Genomic DNA, 21430 nt, shown 5'->3' on the forward strand with positions numbered 1-21430 from the left:
GCAAATGGCGCAGATGACACAGATGGCAGAGTCGGCGCGGACATGTCGGCCTTCCGGCGTCGATGTTTAGCGCAAGTGGGTAGTTCCAAGCCCCCGAAACAGCCAACCGTCTCCCTCTTGTTCAACCTGTCTGCACTAGATTTAGCCGAAGCCTTTGGAGGGAGTCCATGATCGTTGGCAGGTGAGCGGCAAGCGGAGCGCGCAGGCCGTAAGACCGAAGGCGTGAGGATGGAAGCCCGCAGGGCCAGAACAACGGCGAAGCCGATGGCCTGGTTCACGACAGCCGCCCTTTGGGAGGGGCACGCGAGCCCCTCGGCCCCACGCTCCATGGAAATGTGAAGCTGAGGGGATCTAGACCACATAGTGGCGCCTGTTGTGGCCTATGGATATTTCAGAGCGGGGTCATCGAGAAAGCACATTAGAAGATCTTGAAGTGCCATGGATTCCTCCTCCGTCAGGTTAAATGGCTCGCAGTCTTCGATGTAGTACGTGTACTGCTCATAGCGGTAATCCTGCATCTTGCTGTGCACGAGCTTGCCGTTCATGAAGTGGACTTTTCCACGACTCGACGGATGAAGCTCGCTGAGCAGGTTGTTGATGTCCTGGCCGGTGAGTATGTAGGAAGTTTCATCTATGTCTAGATGGAGGTGATCTCCCTTCCACTCCATCGCTGAGAACCTGTCTCGCGCTCTTGCGCTGACAATCTTGAACGGGCGCAGCAGTTGGTTAGCACTACGAAAGCTCGCGTAGAGCTCAGGGAGTTCAGGCAAACCGGAGAATTCGGAATGCACAATTTTGTTGCGCAAGCCTTTGAGCTTCTTGGCTTCTTCTATGAAATTCGGCCAGAGCTCGGGAATTTCAGGATACATCGGGTACTTCTTCAACTCATGCTTGATCAGCTTACCCAGCTCGACGTCTTTGGGCCACGTGCCGGTTTGGCTCTCGATGTACGCCTTTACGGCCTTCTCAAACTCAATGGCTTCGTAGCGAACATCATCGACTGACGGGGTCTCACTGCCGGGCAAATCCTTGTAGTCCTCACTCATCATGGCGTGTAGAAGGCCTGGCGGTCGTTTCTCTCGGCGAAGCCACCTGAATAGGTTGAACAAGCTAAAACCTCTGCATTTCTCTGGTGAACAATAAGGCCACTAATGGGTTTGATGCGTGGCCAGCGAATCGAACAGCTAGGGATCAGCTGTCCACGTCTTCTTTGGCTGATGCGTCAATGGGATAGATGAAGGTCGTAAGTCAAGACTGTGCCGGCGATGGACGCAGGTCGAAACTCCGTCAAGCCTGTTTCCCCAAGAGGTGTGGTCGCTGCCAAAGGCTGTTTAAGGGCATAGGTCTGGCCTGTGCTGACTAGCTGGATTTCAGTCCAACGCACGTCATGGCGGCCATTGACTATCTTGACTTGATGTCCGAATAAGCGACTTCCTTTATGGATGACGATGTTGTTGAAATGGTCGTAGACATCTTGGTAGACCATCCCTGAGACGAAGCTTGGGTCGACGCTCTCAAGCGCAACCCCTATAAAAGTCCCAATGTCCAATTCATACGGTTTCGGGTTGTGAATCTGGGCCATTGCAGGTGCCTGCTCCGCATGGGCTGATTGCACCGTGAATGCTGCGATTGGAACGAGTCCCAGAGCCGCTAAGACCAGGGAAATGGACAACGTTCGCTTCAGGTGAAGTGTGAGTAGGTGCTTATTTATTGAATCGGTCATTTTTTAATGTATTGCTTGGGGTTTGGGGTTTGGTTTTTTGGTTCTGGGGTGGGGCGGCTTTGGTTCTGCGTTGGGCCGGTGGGCTGGCCTGGCTCGGGCTCAGCTGGCGTGAGCTTGATCAGACAAAACGACTCGCAACTGCTATGGCCGATACGCAGAGATTTCTGATCTACATCACATCAAGCACCAGCTGTTCGAACTCCTAGGCACTGAGTGCTTTATTGCCATACCCCCGAATTCGCGTCAGCTTCACGTTGGCAGCTTTGAAGATCGCGTCTTTCATGGCGTCATTCTCCTGAGCTTGAACGCCGTCGTGATGCACGCTGTCCAGCTCGAAGAAGAACTTGGGTGACTACCTCACTGGATGTCTTGGTTGGATGACACTGTCCGATCGAACATGCCACTGAGTTTACATACAGTGATGGCGTTTTATGCGAGAGCGGTGTTGGTGTCGGCTGGGCGAGGGTGGAGAGCAGAGGGAAGTGATGTTGCAGATTTGAGGGGATTTGGCTGCTTGGCAGTCTTTGGGAAAGCATGCAGTCAGCTGCACGCTTTGGAGATCAATTAGGGGGTTGCTAAAGTCCCCGGATTTGCTAACCTTTGGCGACTTTGCGGCTAGGCAGAAAGACCTCCGGAAAAAGAGATACAGGGGGGCACCTAGGATAAGGGTTCGAATCTCTATGCTTCCGCCATATTCGAGACGTCAAAGCCCTGATTATTCAGGGCTTTTTCGTTTCTGGCCTTCAGAGGGCTTCGCGAATGAATTCGCTCCTGCGCGTATTGTGTGGGAGCGAATCGGGCGGCTCTCCGCTCATTCGCGAAAAGGCCCCTGACGCACCGCCACCCAGGCCAACGAGCGCTCCAGCTCAGCCTTGGCCATGCCAATCAAATGTCACTGAAAACGCCAGATCGCGTTTTGGGCCGTTGAGGCTATCTCCTGTTTCGTAGTGGCTGCATGCCCAACCTTTGTCCGATGCAATGGAGTGCGAGATGACTGACACCTACAGCGCCCATGATCATGCCAATAATAATCAGGCAGAAATTCTGATCAGTAGCGAGTGCGCATGCTTTGGCTGTTACGCAGCTTTTCCTGCGCATGAGGTAACGCGCTGGACGGACTCAACGGCATGGTGTCCCAAATGTGAGGCATTCGGCACCTTGCTGGGGGATGCCTCAGGTTTACCGTTGGCTCGGGAGTTTCTGGAGTCGGTCCACGACCACTGGATTGGCCCGCAAGAGTGGCTGGATGAGCTGGCCGAGCAGACCCATAAGGTTGCGACTGCACTCTATAAGCCAGTAGATGGCACGGCTGATGTGAGGAACAGCCGACCCTGGTGGCGGTTCTGGTAGTGAAGTGGGACGCCGGTGGCCAGCCCGAAGTGGTTGGCCAAGAAGTGGGTTACGTTGTGTATTTCGACTTTCATATTGGGCTTAGCCAGCCAGCAGTTCCTTTACGTCCTCATGGCTAGGAGCGTAAGCCCCGGAATGAGCACAAGATACTGATGCACAAGCCGCTGAAAATTCAAGGCGGGCCTGAGGCTCTCGGATGCCTAGAAATTGAGAGGCCAGCCATCCAGCCATGCTTGCGTCGCCGGCACCTACTGTGTCGGCAACCTCTACGGGAATAGCGGGCTGTTCTATCTTCTGACCAGCGGTAAACAACACCATACCGTTTTCTCCTCTGGTGAATAGAATTTCGGCACGGATGTTCATCGTGCGCAACTCCTTCAGAGCTTGTTCTTCGCTCAACCCAGGGTATATCTGGCGAAGATCCTCATCCGACAATTTGATAACATCTGCAAGCTCCACCATGGCCCGATAAGTCACTTCGCGATAGCGGGAGTCCATCAGGTTGCGCCAGTTCGGGTCATAGCTGATGAGCTTGCCCCTCTGCTTCACCATTTTCGCGATCTCTACCAGTCTGTCGCCCAATGGCTGACGGGCAAGGCTTATGCAGCTGAAATGGCATAGTTCAGCGGCCTCTAGCCAACCTTCCGGTAGTTGGTTCACATCGAAATGCAGATCGGCCTCACCCGCGAAGAAATAACGAGGAGGGTGGCTAGACGGTACGATCGCGACCAGAGGATCAGCATCGACCCTTTGGATAAATCTCATGTCCAGGCCAGCAGCCCTTGATTTCTGATCAAGCTCATCCCCTAAAGAGTCCTTACTGATTGAACCGGCGAATGCAGTACTTACGCCCAGGCGGCTCATCGCGCGGGCCACGTTCCAAGGTGCGCCGCCTGGATAGCCCTGCCACTGGCCAGGCGCGTGTTGAACCACGTCAGTGAGCGCCTCGCCAAACACCACGACACTTGGCAATTGCATGTTCATACTCCCTTTAGATTGGTTGTGGATCATTGCGAGTGGGTGATTGGTAGCGACTGGTGGATACCGTCTCGGTTAAATAGCGACACGGCAGTGGAGCGTCGGTAGTCGCTCGGCGTCTGTTTCATTTCGTGCCGAAAATGTCGATTGAAATTGGAGACGTTCTCATAGCCAACCTCAAAGCAGATTTCGGCTACCGAGAGTTGGGTTTGGACGAGCAGTCGACATGCACGCTGGATCCGCAGCTTGCGCATCAGGTCAATGAATCCATGCCCCGTGATCCGTTTGAAGAAGCGCGAGAAGCCTGCCTCGCTCATCCCGATCCGCTCTGCGATAACGGACAACCGGAGGTCGGATGTGAGCTCGTTGATCAGGTAGTCGAACGCCTTGTTAATCCGTTCGGAGCTGCGTGCGTCCAGCGACGGCGAGTAGCAGGCACTGGCCAATACCCGAATGTCGCGCTTTGGCGCCCTTGCGAGTGTGCCTACCAATTGCAGGAACATGATCAGGCGCTGTAGTCCCTTTGCCTCGCCAATGGCCTCAAGCAACCGGGCGGCCTCCAGAGCCGTATCACCAGAGAACTCGATCCCACGTTGCGCGAGCCCAAAAAGCGTATTCAGTTCCGATAGCTCAGGCAGTGAACCACGGAGGTCGAGCAGGGCTGCGCCATCAAACTGCAGAACCACGTCGCGGCCTGTCAAGAGCTCCCCCGGAGCGACGTCTCCCATCCAATCATGAGGTAGGCCCGGCCCGATCAGTGCAACATGTCCTGCAGTGAAGGGCCCGATATAGTCCCCAGCCAAAAGCTTGCCACTTCCTTGCCTGATCAGGTGGATTTCATATTCTGGATGGTGGTTCCAGCGGGCGAGGGCGTATGGATAGTCGTGTTCGTACCATCGAAAGCTCTGATCGGCCTCCGGAAGAATGACCTCAAGATCAGCTGGACGGTGCTCGAACAAAGTAGCGCGGTTATCAGGCATTTTCTGCCCCTTTTATAATTGTTCTGCGGATCGAATGCGCTAACCATACGCCGAACCTCCTCATCACGGGTAGCCCATCTTTTGCAACCCAGTGATACTTTTTTGATCCGGCGCGTTCGCAGTTTGCTGGGTCAAAAAAGTATCAATCCGACGTCCGCGATTCGTTTGAGGGTGGGTTTGAGAGGTGATTTAATCGAGTCGTCCACCACTGCCGTGCGGTCTGTATCTGCCCACAGTGGTCAACAATAAAAATAATAGCTCCGGTCGAATCGGCTGGGAGTGGAGAGCCCCCATGAAGATTACGAATGCGCTAATCCTATCTGCTGGTCTGTCATTCGCCTTTACCAGCCACGCCGCTGAGACATTGACCATCGCGACGGTCAACAACGGCGACATGATCCGAATGCAGCGGCTGTCCAAAGTTTTTGAACAGCAGCATCCTGACATCAAACTTAATTGGGTCGTGCTAGAAGAGAATGTCCTGCGTCAGCGCCTGACCACTGACATTGCCACCCAAGGTGGCCAGTTCGACGTGTTGACCATCGGTACCTATGAAACGCCGCTCTGGGGCGCAAAGAATTGGCTTGAACCGATAAAGGATCTTCCCGCGAGTTACGACGTCGACGATATCTTCCCGGCGGTGCGCCAGGGACTGTCGGTTAATAGCACGCTTTACGCGCTGCCGTTCTACGGTGAAAGCACCGTCACCTACTACCGCACCGATCTATTCAAGTCTGCCGGACTGACCATGCCGGAGAATCCTACTTGGTCGCAACTAGGCGAGTTCGCTGCCAAGCTCAATGAAACCTCTAAAGACCAGTACGGCATGTGCCTGCGCGGCAAGGCTGGGTGGGGCGAAAACATGGCGCTGTTGAGCACGATGGCTAATGCCTTCGGGGCGCGCTGGTTCGATGAGCAGTGGCGACCACAACTGGACAGCCCTGAATGGAAAGCCGCAGCTACGTTCTACGTCGATACGCTCAAGAAGTACGGCCCTCCAGGTGTTTCCAGTAACGGTTTCAACGAAACACTGGCGCTGTTCAACAGTGGGAAGTGCGCGATTTGGGTCGATGCCAGCGTCGCCGGCTCATTCACTACCGATAAAGAGCAGAGCAGGGTAGTCGACAGTGTAGGATTTGCTCCGGCGCCCACTGAAGCCACAGACAAAGGCTCGTCTTGGCTTTACGCGTGGTCACTGGCTATTCCTGCTACTTCCAAGCATAAGGACGCGGCGAAGTCCTTCATCACTTGGGCGACCTCTAAAGAGTATATCCAGCTGGTCACTGACAAGGACGGCATCACTAACGTTCCGCCGGGTACGCGCCTTTCAACCTACAGCGATGCTTACCTTAAAGCAGCTCCGTTCGCTCAAGTGACGCTGCAGATGATGAAGCATGCAGATCCATCTCAGCCTTCAGCCAAACCTGTTCCGTACGTCGGCATTCAATACGTCGTGATCCCTGAGTTCCAGTCAATAGGCACCTCTGTGGGCAAGCTTCTCTCTGCGGCACTGACTGGTCAAATGTCAGTCGAGCAAGCATTGGCTTCTGCCCAGTCCACCACTGAGCGCGAGATGAAGCGAGCGGGCTACCCAAAGAAATAATCAGCCCACTGCCGTCGGCGGTTCAACGCCGGCGGCCTCTGCCGCAAAGGTAAACAATCATGAACTTATCTATCGTTCGAGCTCAGCTTGGGGGCTCGACCCGGTCGCGCACGCGCCGAATGCTCAATCCGGGCTGGTTTTTGGTGTCGCCATCGGTCGCACTCTTGTTGCTCTGGATGATCGTGCCGCTGGCTATGACCGTTTATTTTTCGGTAATCCGCTACAACCTGCTTAATCCTGGTGAAAATGAATTCATAGGTCTGGAAAATTTCACCTACTTCATGACGGACTCAGGATTTCTTCCGGGGGCCTTGAATACATTGATACTGGTGGGCAGCGTGCTGCTAATCAGCGTTGTTCTTGGCGTCTTGATCGCAGCCTTGTTAGAGGCTAGCGAGTTCTTTGGACGCGGCATAGTCAGAGTGCTGCTCATTTCGCCGTTTTTCATCATGCCGACGGTAGGATCTTTGATCTTCAAGAATCTGATCTTCCACCCGGTTTCCGGGATCCTTGCGGCGGTATGGAAGCTATTCGGGGCGCAACCCATCGACTGGCTGGCCCACTATCCACTCTTCTCGATCATCGTCATCGTTTCCTGGCAGTGGTTGCCTTTTGCGATCCTGCTCCTGATGACGGCCATGCAGTCGCTTGATCAGGAGCAAAAAGAGGCTGCTCGTTTAGATGGCGCAGGGCCGTTGGCTATTTTCTGGCATCTAACCCTGCCACACCTGGCTAGACCCATTGCGGTAGTTGTGATGATCGAGACGATCTTCCTGCTGTCGGTATTTGCCGAAATCTTCACTACAACGAACGGTGGCCCTGGGTTCGCTTCGACCAATCTCGCGTATCTGATCTATAACCAGGCCCTGGTGCAGTTTGATGTGGGCATGGCCTCTGCTGGCGGCCTGATCGCGGTGGTGATAGCCAACATTGCGGCGATTGTGCTGGTGCGCATGATCGGCAAGAACTTAACCGACAAAGCCTGAGGACGACGCCATGATGACGCTTAAACAATCCCGGCGCCTGCAGAGCGTGCTGCTAGGTACCCTGGCCTGGGCCGTTGCTTTATTGCTGTTCTTCCCGATCTTCTGGATGGTTTTGACCAGTTTCAAGACTGAAATAGATGCCTTTGCGACCCCGCCCCAATTCATCTTCATGCCGACGCTGGAGAACTATCTGCATATCCAGGAGCGCAGTGACTACTTTCACTTCGCCTGGAACTCGGTATTGATCTCCTTCAGCGCCACCGCTCTGTGCATGTTAATCGCCGTGCCGGCGGCGTACTCAATGGCCTTTTATGAGACCAAGCGCACCAAGCAGACGTTACTGTGGATGTTGTCGACCAAGATGCTGCCACCTGTTGGTGTGCTGATGCCGATCTATCTGCTGGCGAAGGGGGCAGGGCTGTTGGACACCCGGCTGGCGCTCATCATCATTTACACCCTGATCAACCTGCCGATTGTGGTGTGGATGGTCTACACGTACTTCAAGGACACCCCGCGGGAAATCCTGGAGGCGGCGAGGCTGGACGGTGCGACCCTGCGGCAGGAAATGCTGCGCGTGCTATTGCCTATCAGCAAGGGAGGGTTGGCGTCGACCATTTTGCTTTCGCTGATCCTTTGTTGGAACGAGGCCTTCTGGTCACTCAACCTGACAAGCTCAAGCGCCGCGCCGCTTACCGCTTTGATCGCTTCTTACTCGAGTCCCGAGGGCCTGTTCTGGGCGAAGCTGTCTGCGGTATCCACATTGGCGTGCGCCCCCATCCTGATATTCGGCTGGATCAGTCAGAAACAACTGGTTCGTGGGCTGTCTTTCGGCGCCGTCAAATGATGACGTCGAAAGTTTACTGATTTCGCGAAGGCTCCACTTTCATACAGGACTTTACGCATGGCCACTTTGAAAATAAAAAATCTCAAGAAGGGTTTCGAGGGACTGTCCATCATCAAGGGCATTGATCTTGAGGTTGAAGACAAAGAGTTTGTGGTGTTCGTCGGGCCGTCTGGGTGTGGCAAGTCCACCCTGTTACGTCTTATTGCGGGCCTGGAGGAGGTCACGAGTGGCACGATTGAACTTGATGGTCGTGATATCACACAGGTCACGCCGGCCAAGCGCGACTTGGCCATGGTGTTCCAGACCTACGCCCTGTATCCCCATATGACTGTGCGCAAGAACTTGTCCTTCGCATTGGATCTGGCCGGTGAGAAAAAGCCGGAGGTCGACAAGAAGGTCAGCGAGGCTGCCAGGATTCTGGAACTCGATGCCATGCTGGATCGCAAGCCCAAGCAACTCTCTGGTGGACAGCGTCAACGGGTCGCTATTGGAAGGGCCATTGTCCGAAACCCTAAGATTTTTCTTTTTGATGAGCCTTTGTCGAATCTCGACGCCGCGCTGCGAGTCCAGACACGCCTTGAGTTGGCGAGGCTCCACAAAGAGCTGCAAGCAACCATGATCTACGTGACGCATGACCAGGTAGAGGCTATGACACTCGCCACCAAGGTCGTGGTGTTGAACGGTGGGCGCATTGAACAGATCGGTTCACCGCTGGATCTCTACCATAACCCCGCCAATCTGTTTGTTGCCGGCTTCCTTGGTACACCGAAGATGGGTTTTTTGCAGGCAACCGTGCAATCAACGCATGCAGCAGGTGTAGAGGTTAGGTTTGATTCGGGAACAACCCTGGCAATTCCCCGCGAAAGCGGCGGGCTGTCTGTTGGGCAATCCGTAACGATTGGCATACGGCCAGAGCATCTGACTCTTGGTAGTGAAGGGCAAGTGCCTGTCACCACGGATGTCACAGAGCGTTTGGGCAGTGACACTTTCTGCCATGTGAATGTTTTATCAGGGGAAAGCCTGACCGTGCGTGTCCATGGCGATTGCGAAGTTCCTTATGGTGTCAGGAAGTATCTGACCTTTGATGTTGCTCACTGCCACCTCTTTGATGACAGCGGTATTGCAGTTCGCCGCATGGTATCGCGCGCAGCCTAACTCCCACTAATCGTGCTCTTTTGATAAAGCGCACCAGAACTCTGAAGGTGAACTCAATGAACCGTCTCGAAGGAAAAAGTGCGCTGATCACAGGCTCAGCGCGCGGTATCGGCCGCTCGTTTGCTCAGGCATATATCCGAGAAGGAGCGACAGTGGCGATCGCCGATATAAATTTGGAGCGAGCCCAAGCAACTGCCATCGAGCTTGGGCCACAGGCTTACGCTGTAGAGATGGATGTCACCCGTCAGGAATCCATAGATGCAGCGATTGCTGAGGTGGTAGCCCATGCGGGTAAATTAGATATCCTGGTGAACAATGCAGCGTTGTTCGATTTGGCACCTGTCACCGAGATCACTCGAGAAAGCTATGACAGGCTTTTCGCAATCAATGTCGGCGGAACTCTGTTTACGCTCCAGGCGGCGGCAAAGCAGATGATCCATCAAGGGCATGGTGGAAAGATCATCAACATGGCCAGCCAGGCTGGTCGACGCGGTGAAGCGCTCGTAGGCGTTTATTGTGCTACCAAGGCGGCCGTCATCAGCCTCACGCAGTCCGCGGGGCTAAACCTCATCAAGGACAAGATCAACGTTAATGCGATCGCGCCCGGTGTCGTCGATGGGGAGCATTGGGATGGCGTCGACGCGCTGTTCGCCAAACATGAGAATCGTCCACTGGGAGAGAAAAAACGTCTCGTCGGCCTTGAAGTACCGTTTGGGCGGATGGGTACCGCTGAGGATTTGGTCGGCATGGCCATTTTCCTGGCGGGCTCAGAAAGCGATTACATCGTTGCGCAGACCTACAATGTCGATGGCGGTAACTGGATGAGTTGATTATTGAACGATTGACGCGACGTCACGCCATGATGATTACATAGAACTCCGGTCTGACGGCCTACGTCGCTGATGCATGTTTAAATAGCACAGACGCTCTTGCGCGATCTGCCCGAGCATTTCGGTAAATGGAACACCTAGCCCTGCAAATAACCAATAACCGGCGCAATGCTGCTCAATTGCGGGGCCTTGGCAATGACGTCGTCTACCTGGCACCAGGGGTAACCGAGGCCTTGCAGCCAGTTCATCACCGGCACCAGGTCTGCGGCCGGGCTGACCTGCATGTGATCAATGGTAATAGTCAGATGCACGACGAGCCCGGACTGAGAGTCAAAGCGCCAGTCATACTGGCCGCAGCCGACACGTACTGCTCCTGTTTCCTTGACGGTCATCCCTACCAGCCATTTGCAGGTGTGCGCCGAGGCATTGCTCACCGGTGGTTCACCGAGGCAGAAGGTGTAAACGTTTTCATAGGTCTGGCCAAAGCCGCGCACCAATGTTTGCGCAATGGCACCCAACCCTTCCAGCGTGGACGGAAATGAAATGGCGTCGGTATGCACGAGCATTTCAACCGTGGCTTCGGGGCTGAATGCCTGGCGCAGAAGATCAGGTCGATTGCCATCCTTGGCCAGGATGTACTGTTCTATGGAGTGGCGGTTGCTCGGCATAGGTGTGCTCATTGTTGTAGGTACTCCATCACTACGGTAATAGGGGGGAGTCATTGTTTGAGCACCGCGCTGGTGGTGTCTATCCAACAATAATCGCGAGACATGTTCAGTTTAATTGAACAGGCAAGAAGCGATTGGCGTGCAATTTCCACGCTGAAATGCTGTAAGGAATACTGGTTCAACCCAGATTGATCTCCGTGGTGTTTATGGCTCTTCGCGAATAAATTCGCTCCCACACAGCCCGCGTAGGAGCGAATCTGGCGGTGCTCAGCCGCTTGGATGTGGATATCTTACATTGTAGGCGATTGCCTGTTTGGTACAGATATCCTGTGGTTAGCGCAGATGCGTTCTTCAGTTCACAACCTGAATATAGGTGAGCTGGAATACGCATTTTTGAGGTAAATAAAGGCCTTGTTATTCTGAGCTATTTTTTTTGTTGTCGTAATAATCTAAAAAGGCAATCCCCGCACGTACCAAGCTTGATATATCTATAATTAGTCGCCAAATTCTGTTGGTAAGGTCTTTCATGTACTATCCTTTTTCTGGTCTTGTCAAATTGCTGAGGTGAAGTGGAAGGAAGGCGTTGGGCAGTTCATACCCCATAAGATTTCTGCGAGTTCATCTGTAATTTGTTCCAATTCCACTGCGGCGATAGAGTCGGGAGCCACATCGATCACTGTATCAAAATAGCCGAATTCTTCTACGTCCAGGTTGCTATCATATAAACTAATGTGAAACTCATAGTCTCCCGTAAATCTAGAGCGCAGAATAGGGATGGATAGTTTACGTATCTTTCTATAGTTTTTTAGGGTTAGATGTGAGTTGAACATGCAGTTGGCAAGGATTTTATTTTTATTTGCGTTCCTAACGTCTATCTGACCATTGATCCTAGGGATTGCGGAGAAATTAGTTAGCAGGATATGTATTGATTCTAGTTTCTCCTTGTTGAGATGTGTTATTTGTTCGTAAAAATTTTTCGTGCTATTTGGGGAGTAAGGACATGTGGAGTCCACAAGCAGAACTATTTCATCTGACCTGAGCAAGGTTTGAATAAGGTTTCTATTCAAGTCTAAGAAAATTAGATCGTAGTTTTTTTTCAGTTGTTCAAATTCAAAAGCAGCCGCTTTTTTTCTCGCTAAAATTTCTAGCTCGTCAGAAAACATGTATATTCCTGGTGTCTGTCTCCTATGTTGATCTTCTGCCTCTAATTTCATCACTTCCCCAGAGTAGAGGGCGACATCAAGTTCGTCATAGAAATCTATTTTCGCAGCTAGACGAGTTGAGCTTTTTATAGTTGTTTTTTCCTTTTTTGAGTATGCTCGATAAACCTCGTCACTGGTAACTACGGCAACTTTTAGCCCCTCCTGTACGAAGGATGCAGCAAGTGCTACCGTAATTGGAGACTTTCCTATCCCTCCTTTGTATGCTGCGATACTTACAACCTTTGCGTGTGGCCATGTAATTTTAAACTTCCAGAGAAAAAGTTTAAAAACTTCATCTGGGATTTTTGGTTTGGCGACTTCACTTTCGTAGTCTCGCCAGGACTTGATAGATCTATTTACTGCTTGCGCAGCTTGTTCTGCCGAAATCCCTCTAGATTTTCGTAATGCTTTTAACTCAGTGGGTCGAATTTTCTGCGTCATACTGTTTCCTCGTGGGTCTAAAAACTATACGGCAGGTTTGTTGAGGATGAATAGAGGAAAGCTTCGCCGCTTGATTTTTACACGAAAGTGTGATTTGAAGAGTGGCATAAAGATAGGTAGGTGACTTCACTCAGGGTTTTTCCCATTGTGATAGTTAAGTCGGTATTGAGTCTCTATACCTTCGCCATATTCAGGCTGCTTAAGTCCTGATTGGTAAAGAGTTTTTTGTTTATAGGTCTTGGTGAATACACCGTCCAGTCTTCGCGAATAAATTCGCTCCCACACAGCCCGCGTGGGAGCGAATCGGGCGGCGTTCCGCTCATTCGCGAAAAAGCCCTAACGCACTTCCACCTGAGCCAGCGACCGCTCCAGCTCAGCCTTGGCCATGCCAATCAAATGCACCACCGAAAACGCCAGGTCGCGTTTCGGGCCGTTGAGGCTGTCTCCGGTTTCGTAGGCTGTGGCTGCTGCGCAACGCAGCAGGGCGCTGACGTGCAGAAGGGATTCTTCGAGGTTTTTATGCGGTGGATCGGGGGTTACTTTGGTCATCGGGACGATCTCCATCGGGCCTCCCAATGCTCGCTGCTAAACGGACAAAGGTGGCAGCTTTGATACGGGTTAGCAGACCGGTGACCATCCCAAAACCGGCGCACTCGAAAGTGCCCCGCACAAAGCCGCCATAGACGGAGCTTGCGCTGGGATTGGACAAACAGGCTGCTAAACCCGATCACTGATATTCAGCGACGACCGCAGCCTAGAGCCCGAAATCACCCCGCGCAAGGGCTCGGGATTTTCTCGGAAACTTCATGCAGATGAAAGGGAAAAGGGTGTCGGAATGGGTTGTAGGAGGCGGTTTTTTGGTTAGCGGACGTAAAATTCGCGAGGGAAAAAGTCCAGCCCGTCACTCATGCAGCACGGCCCTGAAAAATATTTTCAAAAAAATGTGAGGTAACCACGCCTGCCATCCGTGTAAGTAAATGGGAATTATTCCTTTTACTATGCCGGAGTCATTTACGTGGCCAATACGCTTTCTCGCCTGAACGCTTCTGTTCTTCTCTGTTGTGCGCTGCCTTGTCTTGCGGTGGCTGCCGAGCCTGCCACTGAGCTGCCTGCCAGTGTCATTCAGTCTACCTCCGACGCTGACAGTTACACCCGTACTGAAACATCCACGGCGAGCAAGGGGTCCACGCAGATTCGGGACGAGGCGCAAACAGTCAATACGGTTGCTGCGCAGACCCTCGATGACTATCAGGTCAAGGACCTGAACGATGCGATGCGTTTTGTCAGCGGCGTCACCCAGACCAACACCTTGGGTGGCACCAAGGATGCGTTGATCAAGCGCGGGTTTGGTAGCAACGATGACAACTCGATTTTGCGAGACGGGATTCGCTCGGCAATTGGCCGTAACCTGGGCGCAACTACCGATCATGTGGAAGTGCTCAAAGGGCCGGCGTCGTTGATGTACGGCGCACTGGAGCCCGGTGGGCTTATCAATGTCATCAGCAAGCAGCCGCAGTTCAGCCGCAGCACTACTCTGACTGGCTCCGGTTTCAGCGAGGGCGGTGGTTCGTTCGGCATCGACACCACCGGCCCGCTGGGAGATACCGGTCTGGCTTACCGCTTGATCGCTGAGCGCAGCCACGAGGATTACTGGCGTAACTATGGCGTTGACGAGCACACGCTCATCGCGCCGTCGATTGCCTGGGTCGGCGAGCGGGCGAGTTTCTCGCTGGCGTATACCTACAATGATTATTCCAGCCCGTTCGATCGCGGCACGGTATTCGTCAATGGTCGTCCCGCCGACATCAGTTATCGCGATCGTCTGGATGAGCGCTGGGCGAAGACAGTTGGCATCAGCGAGAGCACTACCGCGAAATTCGAGTACCAGCTCAATGACGCATGGCGTAGCCGCCTGACTTATGGCTGGACCGAGGATCGCTACAGTCTGGCGATAGCCCAGCCAAATGCTCTGACCGGCAATAACCTGCGCCGGATCGCCAACGGCGGGCACTATGATTACGAGAGCCGTTACACCGCTCTGGATCTGATGGGTGACCAGCAGTTGTTCGGTCAGCGACACGAGATCACGGTCGGCGTGGACAACGAATCGCTGGATAAATACCGTGGCAAAACCTACCGCAATGCCAACACCGCTGCGGGCAATCTCAACATCCAGAACCCGGTATACGGCAATCTGGCGGAGCCTGCGACCATCAGTCAGACGCAGAGCAACGCAGAAAACAACCTCGTCACCACTTCGGTGTATTTCAAGGATAACTGGCACCTCAATGACCGCTGGATTCTGGTCTTCGGTGGTCGTCAGGAACACTGGGATCAATACAGCGACCAGGGCCTGGGCAGTTCCTATGCGCCTGGAGCCGATTCAAATGGCGGTAAATTCATTCCTTTTGGCGGGATCGTCTATCAGCCGACCGAGACGGTCGCACTCTACGCCAACTACAGCCGCTCGTTTGTGCCCAACGATGCTGACGATGCCGGGAACAGCTTCAAGCCCACTGAAGGTCGCAGCTACGAAGTGGGGATCAAATACACCCCTGTCCAGGCACTCAACGTGAATCTGGCGGTGTACGACATCGTCAAGAAGAACCTGGTCAACAGCGTCTTGCAGAGCAACGGTGACAGCCTCGACGAGGCCGTGGGCAAAGCGCGCTCGCGCGGCGTCGAGCTGGATATTACCGGTGAGTTGTCCGAGAACTGGAGCATGATCGGTACTTATGCCTACAACCGTACCGAGGTACTGAAGAACGAGGAGTCGCCAGAGCAAGAGGGTAATCGCCTGCCGAATGCGCCTATGCACACCGCCAGCCTGTACCTCACCCATCATCTCGCGCTACCGGCTGAAACCGGCAAATGGCATGTCGGTGCAGGTGCCCGATATGTAGGGGAGCGTCCGGGTGATGATGCCAATAGCTTCTGGATGGACAGCTACACCGTGGCCGATGCATTTGTGCGTTGGGATCTGCCGACCCATGACTATAAAACCAGCTTGCAGTTGAACATCGACAACCTGTTCAACAAGGAATACTACCCGTCCACAACCGGCAGCAGCGCGCTGCAGGTGGAGGAGGGGGCGCTACGTACAGCGCGGGTGACTGCCAGCGTCACGTTCTGATGGCGCAGGTCGGCGCCTGATATCCATCAGGCGCCTTCACAGTTTTTTTACATCGGTGCAGGTAATGTCATAACTGCTCCTGAAAGAACCTTTAAGCCCGCTCCCCCCCATCGCGGGCTTTTCTTTGCCTGAAATCTGGCGTGCTACACCGTCTGTATGCAGCAGGGCAGCGGTTTTTCGTTCATTCGGTCGGTGCGACAGTCTGTTGCAGGGACACGAAAGACTCCTGAAGGGGGAAGTTTATGAATGCTATATAATTAGTATTAATTCCCCTTCGCGTAAATGGCTGAATCTATTGGTGTGTAATATAAGAGTCCGAGTTGGAATGACGATTTCTTTTATTAAAAATTTGACACGTAAAGGAGCGGCGCTAAGCTCGTAAGTCCCAGCTATTAATGAAGGAAAGAATGATTTCATTGTGATATCTAAGTCTCTTACGGTTCGGGTGATGCCTTGGTCGGACTCGGCGGTCATTACGAATTTATCGAAGAAAATAATTTTCATGTGAAAATTTCAATTTCCGGGATTGGCGTATGAACTTGCAAGTGGATTTATTATCGGAAGATATCGGCTCACTAAAATTTCTATCGGGCGAACGTTACAAAGCCAAGATTGCTTTTGTTTCACCACACGCCAGGCGCAATAGTTTCGAGCAAGAATCGCAGTGTTTTATCGGGGTAAGTCTGGAAAATAGAAACTTCACGCCGACCCGTTTTCAATCCATGGTGGAGTGGGCGGCACGACGATTTGAAAAATGCGGAATCTTAATAGGAGATCATATCCACCGTCTCACTCTTCAGTCCACCCGAAACATGTCCGCAGAGACGGCTCGCTCCGAGGCCTTGAAGTTAGGTAGTGAGTTTATGGAGGAAAGCCAGATCATTCTCGATGCTTATCGTCACTGTACAGACTTCCACTATTTGACCTGTTCCGACATTCAAGGCAGCACTGAGTATGAAAATTTTTATTCGCTTTTGAAGGCGTTTTTTCTGGAGCATCCCGGCTTTCGGGAGTCGGTCGAAACATTTGGAAGAAATTATCATCGACACCAGTGGAGTCAGTTAAGCGAGGAACAACAACGAGAGTGTCTGGAGTTTTCCTCGCAGTATTTTCTGGAAGAGTTTTCGGTATTTGCGTGCTTGGTCAGGAAGGGCTTTAGAGTCATGGCTTATCCTGGAGCATTTAGTACGCTGGCGGAAATAGCTGCCGGTGACTTTCCAGGAGTGCTTGATGAGCTAAAAGAGTTAACGGTGGTTTCTCTTCAATTGAAAAGGAGATAACGGAATGTCTTCCTCTTCCCTTCCGTCTCCCTGGCAGTTGGACCGCGGTTCGATATACCAGGACGTCTATGATAAAAGGATCGACGCACGGCCCGTTGATACTGAGGCTCAATTGCAGAAAGCGGTTTTGGTGGGCGATCAACTCGTCTTTACCTCCGTGCAAGCACGTGTATCAGCTTTGCGAGATGGGGTTTTCCTGCTCCGTATACCGGATGACTTCGCTGTTGAGACGTGCGACCTTTTCGCCAGCAATTTCTTCAAGGGAGCTGAGACTGAGCCTTACGGGGCCTTTCGTGATCTTAAAGCCGAAACATTCAATGATCCATTGTTAGGGTTTCACGAACGAATCAATCAGATCGAGCAGTTCCTCTTGGAGAGACGCTTCTGGCATAGCCACTATCCAGTTGAAATCTTCCAGGCGGGCGAGGTACTTACCCGTTACAGTCGACAGATCCTTCGTAGTGTTTTGGCACTGACCGACATAGACCCGCAACTCTGGAGTTTAGCTAGTGGCGGTGCTTCTGATGCACAGGGCTCTTACCACTTGACCTTCAATCATTACAGGCCCCTGCTTGAAGGTATCGGATTGGCCTCGCACAAGGATGATGGATTCCTTACGCTTTTGCGAACTACGGAGCCAGGCCTGGAAGTAAACCGAAACGACCGCTGGGAAGCTCTTGAGCCTGCCCCTGAACACTTCGTGGTTAACTTTGGGCTTTCTATGGAAGTGTTGACTCGCGAATCGTCGACTCCTGTCAGAGCGATCATGCATCGTGTCAGGCATCAGACTCATAATCGCTGCAGTTTTGCTCATTTCACTTCCAGTCATTGCGCGCCTGGCGCCGAGTCCGGGATTTACAGCTATTCATCGGAAGGGGGCCTCAGGAGAGTCTGCAGTTCGCGAGACATCATCGATGCGAACGACGAGGAGATCTACCAGGGCACTACAGTAAAGGAGCCGAGAGCATGAGCGTGCTTCCTTTGTTTCACCCTTGTAGGGCTTATCTCGATGGCACGAATGGTCTTGTGTTTCTCCAGCAAGATGGATTGGAACGCGCATTGCGCGATGGCTTCTTCGCCTTGCAGATTCCCCCTGATTTCGACCTTGCTCCCGGAATAAAGCTTGCTCAAGAGTTCTACCGGGAGCCTATTGAAGACCAGGCGCAGGTGGACTCGAGATACCGTGGTTTCAGGAAACATCCGGATATTTACTTTGATCGGGAAAGCTTCCAGACAGAACATATTCTGGCCGATGCTCGTCAGCGGCAGGCAGCATTTCCAGCCGACGTTGTACACATGTGTGAGCAAATGCATGAGATCGCAGGAAGCATTCTGCGCAGCATACTCGGGAGTATCGGTGTTTCTCCGCAGTTGTGGCCTGAAGTCACCGGGAATACAAGTGAAGGAGGTGGCATCCAGTGGTTCGCATTAAGCCACTATCGATCTGAGCGCAGGATGCTGGGGGCGCCTGCGCACAAAGACACTGGTTTCGTGACAGTTCTCTACTGCGACCAACCAGGCTTACAGGCGAAATTGCAAGACGGCTGGGTCGAGGTCGAGCCTGTCAAAGGGTGTTTTCTCATCAATTTCGGTGGCTCTCTTGAGCTTCTTACTTCAAGGCTGCCCAGTCCCACCGCTGCTGTTCTCCATCAAGTGCGGGAGTGTTCGGCCAATGCCGACAAAGGTGATCGTTACTCCTTCGCTGCCTTTCTGAATCCTCCTGCATCAGGATCACTCTACAGCATAAGCGCAGATGGTCAGCGTGCGGAGCCGGTCATCCCGGTGGAAACCTTCCTGCGCGAGTTCAATGAGCAGACATGGAAGGATGATTACAATGACTTCGGTATTCCTGAGGAAAAAAATAATCACGGGAAGTGCGCCATCTTACAGGTCGACGGTAAAAGCCTGTCGTCAACTCCAGTGAGCAAGACTCCTTTCCCTGGAGTCATTGCTCACCATCCGGGTACACACTCCGCTGCCGACCATTTTGAAGCATTTCACCATGCTACGATTTGCAAGGGGCTGGATGCTTCAGCCTATTTTGCCCAATCCGGCATCGCCGACCTGGCCGAGAAGAACGGAGGACTCTGCTCTTTCTGGCTCGGCGATGATCTGGCGCTTTACCAGACGACTAACGTGCCATTGGTTGAAGACTCGGATCTCACTCCTTCGATCAATTCAAATGCTGGCCTATTCGGCTCTTTCCTCGGCGCACTGCCTTTGAGTGATGAACGACGCCAAGCTAAACGCGCAGTAGTTGAGCGCGTACTCGGCAGCAACAGGTTCGTTACCGGGCTTGATCAGCATGTGCGCGAAATGGCTCGGGAGTATTTGGCCAAGGTGAGTAGCGAGCGCCTCTCTCTACAGGATTTTTGTTTACATATCGTCGCTCATATCGATAGTGGTTTGCCGGGTGTGCTGGACTTCCATCAGAAGCCTCTGACCGACTATCTGCAAAGTTCTAAATACGGCTCCATTGCCAAAGACTTTTTCGAGATCGCGTCGGACGTCATAAGCAAGATGAACCCCGAGTCGATTAAAAACGCAGACATGATCGTCGACATGACGCGCGACATGCTTGAGTCAAACTACGAATCGATCGTTAACGCGCCACCAACAAACATGGTGCTTGCTCAATTTGCCGTGTTCTCCCGACCTTTCACTCTCGAATCAATACGTTCTCTAGATGCCGATTCGTTAAAGGAGTTGGGCACGGTGATTGTGGCTACCTATGATACGACCGCCTTGAGCTTGCTTTGGACGCTCACTTACCTGGAGGACACTCCAACCGAGAAAGAACGCCTGCTACATGCCATTGACAGTGGCGAAAACGCTCTGGATGTAGCTTATCTGCAGGTGTTGGAGGCGATACGGCTCGGAGGCAGCAACCCTACGGCGCTTTGGCGTAGGACAAACCGTCCGGTAAGCATTCTGCATCGCGAAGTCGAGGTTACGATTCCCGGCAATACGATGCTATGGCTTGATCGTCGGCGCGCCAATCGCGATGCCAGGTTATTTCCCTCTCCTGAGCGATTCGACTCCAACAACATCTGCCAAGCCATGCGCGGCGAAAAAGGCCACGCTGTGTCTTTGCTGGCCCGCAACCGATACGAAATAAATTCGTTCAACATGGTCAACACCCATCGAAGTCCTCGTAAATGCCCAGGACGGCTGTTTTCTGTCAGGCAACAGGCACTGATCTTGACTGAGCTGTATTGCCTGTATCAGGTCAGCGTAACCGAGTCCGACGCTACGCTAGCACCTCACAGAGCCATGCCGCGTCCCAGCCGCTCGGGCACCATCATCATCACAGCCAGGGACACCGCCCATAAATCCGTATCTCATGGAGAAAGCTTGTGAGCAATATTCTTCCCTCTGCCCGGATGCTCGACGGCACGCTGCATTTCAATGAAAAAAATGGTTTCGACCTCGCGCGAAAACTGGGCGCTTTCCATTTGGAACATCCCAGAGGCCTGGATTTTTCCGCCGGCATCGCTTTGGCCCAAAACTATTACTTCGACCTTGATAGTGATAGTAGAGGTGACAACGAATATAGAGGTTTTCGCCAAAGAGATCTTGGAAAGTCTTTATTGGGTTATTCTCATACTGGAAATGATCAGGACGAATTGTTGCAAATAGAGTGCGGTTTATGGCGGGAGTACTTTCCAGACGCGGTCGCTGATTTGTTGTGGGCAATGAACGACCTGAATCGAATGGCTTTGGCACAGCTTTTTAAACAGGTGGGCATTGAGGAGAAATACTTCGATCAAATAACGGGTGGCATGTCGTCCAACGACGCACTCCAGTACTGCATCTTTAACCATTTTCGCTCCAATGCCGTTCACCCTCTCGGTCTCACCGCCCATAAAGACAGTGGCTTCACGACTTTGCTCTACACCACGGAGCCTGGATTGGAGTCGCTGGAGAACGGCTCCTGGATTCCTTTTGATCCATTAGCAGGCCATTTCACCATGGTACTGGGGCATTCCTTTGAATTGCTGATGGAGAAATCTTCTACACCTGTCCAGGCCAGTTATCACCGTGTTCGTAAGATAGAAACGCATGCACTGAAAGCAGACAGGTTCACGTTCGGCTCTTATATTGGGCCGCGCTGGGATCAAGATCTATATCAGTTCAGTGAAGGGAGAGTGAGGCCCGTACAGTCTTTCATCGAGTTTCAGAAGCAGAAAGCTGCGGAGATGGGTTATGAGTTCCACCCTAAAGTGGACTCGGTCCATCGCTGAATTCGGGAACTAC

General features: G+C 52.7%; 18 protein-coding genes. 11 read left to right on the forward strand and 7 right to left on the reverse strand.

Annotation, left to right across the window (positions count from 1 at the left end; genetic code table 11):
* Positions 1 to 380: 380 nt before the first annotated feature.
* Positions 381 to 1049 (reverse strand): hypothetical protein, encoded by a 669-nt coding sequence (locus ACODS3_RS03280; protein ID WP_489033260.1) that lies wholly within the window; start codon positions 1047 to 1049, stop codon positions 381 to 383.
* Between the two features lie 173 nt (positions 1050 to 1222).
* A complete protein-coding gene (locus ACODS3_RS03285) occupies positions 1223 to 1672 on the reverse strand; it encodes a TraB/TrbI/VirB10 family type IV secretion system protein (RefSeq protein WP_489033262.1) in 450 nt (149 codons plus the stop codon).
* Positions 1673 to 2713: 1041 nt separating this feature from the next.
* Here ACODS3_RS03285 and ACODS3_RS03290 point away from each other — a divergent pair.
* A complete protein-coding gene (locus tag ACODS3_RS03290; protein ID WP_489033263.1) occupies positions 2714 to 3073 on the forward strand; it encodes a hypothetical protein in 360 nt (119 codons plus the stop codon).
* An 81-nt stretch (positions 3074 to 3154) separates the two neighbouring features.
* Here the strand turns inward: ACODS3_RS03290 and ACODS3_RS03295 are convergent, their stop codons facing one another.
* Both ACODS3_RS03295 and ACODS3_RS03300 read right to left on the reverse strand, forming a co-directional pair.
* Positions 3155 to 4051 (reverse strand): carbohydrate kinase family protein, encoded by an 897-nt coding sequence (locus ACODS3_RS03295; protein WP_489033265.1) that lies wholly within the window; start codon positions 4049 to 4051, stop codon positions 3155 to 3157.
* Positions 4052 to 4080: 29 nt separating this feature from the next.
* Positions 4081 to 5031, reverse strand: coding sequence for an AraC family transcriptional regulator (locus ACODS3_RS03300; RefSeq protein WP_489033267.1), 951 nt, complete (start codon positions 5029 to 5031; stop codon positions 4081 to 4083).
* A gap of 292 nt (positions 5032 to 5323) precedes the next feature.
* Here ACODS3_RS03300 and ACODS3_RS03305 point away from each other — a divergent pair, with 292 nt between their 5' ends.
* The 5 genes from ACODS3_RS03305 to ACODS3_RS03325 are packed head-to-tail and all read left to right on the forward strand — an operon-like array spanning position 5324 to position 10449.
* Entirely contained in the window at positions 5324 to 6634 is a 1311-nt protein-coding gene (locus tag ACODS3_RS03305; RefSeq protein ID WP_489033269.1) for an ABC transporter substrate-binding protein, read from the forward strand.
* A 59-nt stretch (positions 6635 to 6693) separates the two neighbouring features.
* Complete coding sequence (locus ACODS3_RS03310; protein ID WP_489033271.1) at positions 6694 to 7620, forward strand: carbohydrate ABC transporter permease; 927 nt, start codon at positions 6694 to 6696, stop codon at positions 7618 to 7620.
* 10 nt (positions 7621 to 7630) lie between these two features.
* Positions 7631 to 8464: a carbohydrate ABC transporter permease gene (locus tag ACODS3_RS03315; RefSeq protein WP_489033272.1), complete on the forward strand. Its 834-nt coding sequence runs from the start codon at positions 7631 to 7633 to the stop codon at positions 8462 to 8464.
* Positions 8465 to 8521: 57 nt separating this feature from the next.
* Positions 8522 to 9619 (forward strand): ABC transporter ATP-binding protein, encoded by a 1098-nt coding sequence (locus ACODS3_RS03320; protein ID WP_489033273.1) that lies wholly within the window; start codon positions 8522 to 8524, stop codon positions 9617 to 9619.
* 56 nt (positions 9620 to 9675) lie between these two features.
* A complete protein-coding gene (locus ACODS3_RS03325; protein WP_489033274.1) occupies positions 9676 to 10449 on the forward strand; it encodes an L-iditol 2-dehydrogenase in 774 nt (257 codons plus the stop codon).
* Between the two features lie 137 nt (positions 10450 to 10586).
* On the opposite strand, the gene ACODS3_RS03330 is transcribed toward ACODS3_RS03325, so the two are convergent.
* From ACODS3_RS03330 to ACODS3_RS03340, 3 genes are all read right to left on the reverse strand, one after another.
* Positions 10587 to 11117 carry a hypothetical protein gene (locus ACODS3_RS03330; protein WP_489033536.1) on the reverse strand — a complete coding sequence of 177 codons (531 nt, stop codon included), beginning with the start codon at positions 11115 to 11117 and terminating at the stop codon, positions 10587 to 10589.
* Positions 11118 to 11668: 551 nt separating this feature from the next.
* Complete coding sequence (locus ACODS3_RS03335) at positions 11669 to 12760, reverse strand: AAA family ATPase (RefSeq protein ID WP_489033275.1); 1092 nt, start codon at positions 12758 to 12760, stop codon at positions 11669 to 11671.
* 336 nt (positions 12761 to 13096) lie between these two features.
* Positions 13097 to 13309 carry a DUF6124 family protein gene (locus ACODS3_RS03340; protein ID WP_489033276.1) on the reverse strand — a complete coding sequence of 71 codons (213 nt, stop codon included), beginning with the start codon at positions 13307 to 13309 and terminating at the stop codon, positions 13097 to 13099.
* Positions 13310 to 13775: 466 nt separating this feature from the next.
* Between ACODS3_RS03340 and ACODS3_RS03345 the strand changes: the two genes are divergently transcribed.
* The 5 genes from ACODS3_RS03345 to ACODS3_RS03365 all read left to right on the forward strand — a co-directional run bounded on the left by ACODS3_RS03345 (position 13776) and on the right by ACODS3_RS03365 (position 21417).
* Complete coding sequence (locus ACODS3_RS03345) at positions 13776 to 15893, forward strand: TonB-dependent siderophore receptor (protein WP_201017782.1); 2118 nt, start codon at positions 13776 to 13778, stop codon at positions 15891 to 15893.
* A gap of 533 nt (positions 15894 to 16426) precedes the next feature.
* Positions 16427 to 17173, forward strand: coding sequence for a tRNA-dependent cyclodipeptide synthase (locus ACODS3_RS03350; protein ID WP_304573833.1), 747 nt, complete (start codon positions 16427 to 16429; stop codon positions 17171 to 17173).
* A gap of 4 nt (positions 17174 to 17177) precedes the next feature.
* Entirely contained in the window at positions 17178 to 18143 is a 966-nt protein-coding gene (locus ACODS3_RS03355; protein ID WP_489033277.1) for a 2OG-Fe(II) oxygenase family protein, read from the forward strand.
* Positions 18140 to 20533, forward strand: coding sequence for a cytochrome P450 (locus ACODS3_RS03360; RefSeq protein ID WP_304573835.1), 2394 nt, complete (start codon positions 18140 to 18142; stop codon positions 20531 to 20533). The genes ACODS3_RS03355 and ACODS3_RS03360 overlap by 4 nt, the downstream gene beginning before the upstream one ends.
* Positions 20530 to 21417: a 2OG-Fe(II) oxygenase family protein gene (locus tag ACODS3_RS03365; protein ID WP_489033278.1), complete on the forward strand. Its 888-nt coding sequence runs from the start codon at positions 20530 to 20532 to the stop codon at positions 21415 to 21417. Before ACODS3_RS03360 ends, ACODS3_RS03365 begins: the two co-directional genes overlap by 4 nt.
* Positions 21418 to 21430 lie beyond the last annotated feature (13 nt).

This window comes from Pseudomonas sp. FG43 (assembly GCF_057809175.1).

What these genes read in the sequence shown, in the direction of transcription:
- ACODS3_RS03280 (WP_489033260.1), bottom strand. Translation starts at nt 1,049, where the DNA reads ATGATGAGTGAGGACTACAAGGATTTGCCCGGCAGTGAGACCCCGTCA.
- ACODS3_RS03290 (WP_489033263.1), top strand. Translation starts at nt 2,714, where the DNA reads ATGACTGACACCTACAGCGCCCATGATCATGCCAATAATAATCAGGCA.
- ACODS3_RS03295 (WP_489033265.1), bottom strand. Translation starts at nt 4,051, where the DNA reads ATGCAATTGCCAAGTGTCGTGGTGTTTGGCGAGGCGCTCACTGACGTG.
- ACODS3_RS03300 (WP_489033267.1), bottom strand. Translation starts at nt 5,031, where the DNA reads ATGCCTGATAACCGCGCTACTTTGTTCGAGCACCGTCCAGCTGATCTT.
- ACODS3_RS03305 (WP_489033269.1), top strand. Translation starts at nt 5,324, where the DNA reads ATGAAGATTACGAATGCGCTAATCCTATCTGCTGGTCTGTCATTCGCC.
- ACODS3_RS03310 (WP_489033271.1), top strand. Translation starts at nt 6,694, where the DNA reads ATGAACTTATCTATCGTTCGAGCTCAGCTTGGGGGCTCGACCCGGTCG.
- ACODS3_RS03315 (WP_489033272.1), top strand. Translation starts at nt 7,631, where the DNA reads ATGATGACGCTTAAACAATCCCGGCGCCTGCAGAGCGTGCTGCTAGGT.
- ACODS3_RS03320 (WP_489033273.1), top strand. Translation starts at nt 8,522, where the DNA reads ATGGCCACTTTGAAAATAAAAAATCTCAAGAAGGGTTTCGAGGGACTG.
- ACODS3_RS03325 (WP_489033274.1), top strand. Translation starts at nt 9,676, where the DNA reads ATGAACCGTCTCGAAGGAAAAAGTGCGCTGATCACAGGCTCAGCGCGC.
- ACODS3_RS03330 (WP_489033536.1), bottom strand. Translation starts at nt 11,117, where the DNA reads ATGCCGAGCAACCGCCACTCCATAGAACAGTACATCCTGGCCAAGGAT.
- ACODS3_RS03335 (WP_489033275.1), bottom strand. Translation starts at nt 12,760, where the DNA reads ATGACGCAGAAAATTCGACCCACTGAGTTAAAAGCATTACGAAAATCT.
- ACODS3_RS03340 (WP_489033276.1), bottom strand. Translation starts at nt 13,309, where the DNA reads ATGACCAAAGTAACCCCCGATCCACCGCATAAAAACCTCGAAGAATCC.
- ACODS3_RS03350 (WP_304573833.1), top strand. Translation starts at nt 16,427, where the DNA reads ATGAACTTGCAAGTGGATTTATTATCGGAAGATATCGGCTCACTAAAA.
- ACODS3_RS03355 (WP_489033277.1), top strand. Translation starts at nt 17,178, where the DNA reads ATGTCTTCCTCTTCCCTTCCGTCTCCCTGGCAGTTGGACCGCGGTTCG.
- ACODS3_RS03360 (WP_304573835.1), top strand. Translation starts at nt 18,140, where the DNA reads ATGAGCGTGCTTCCTTTGTTTCACCCTTGTAGGGCTTATCTCGATGGC.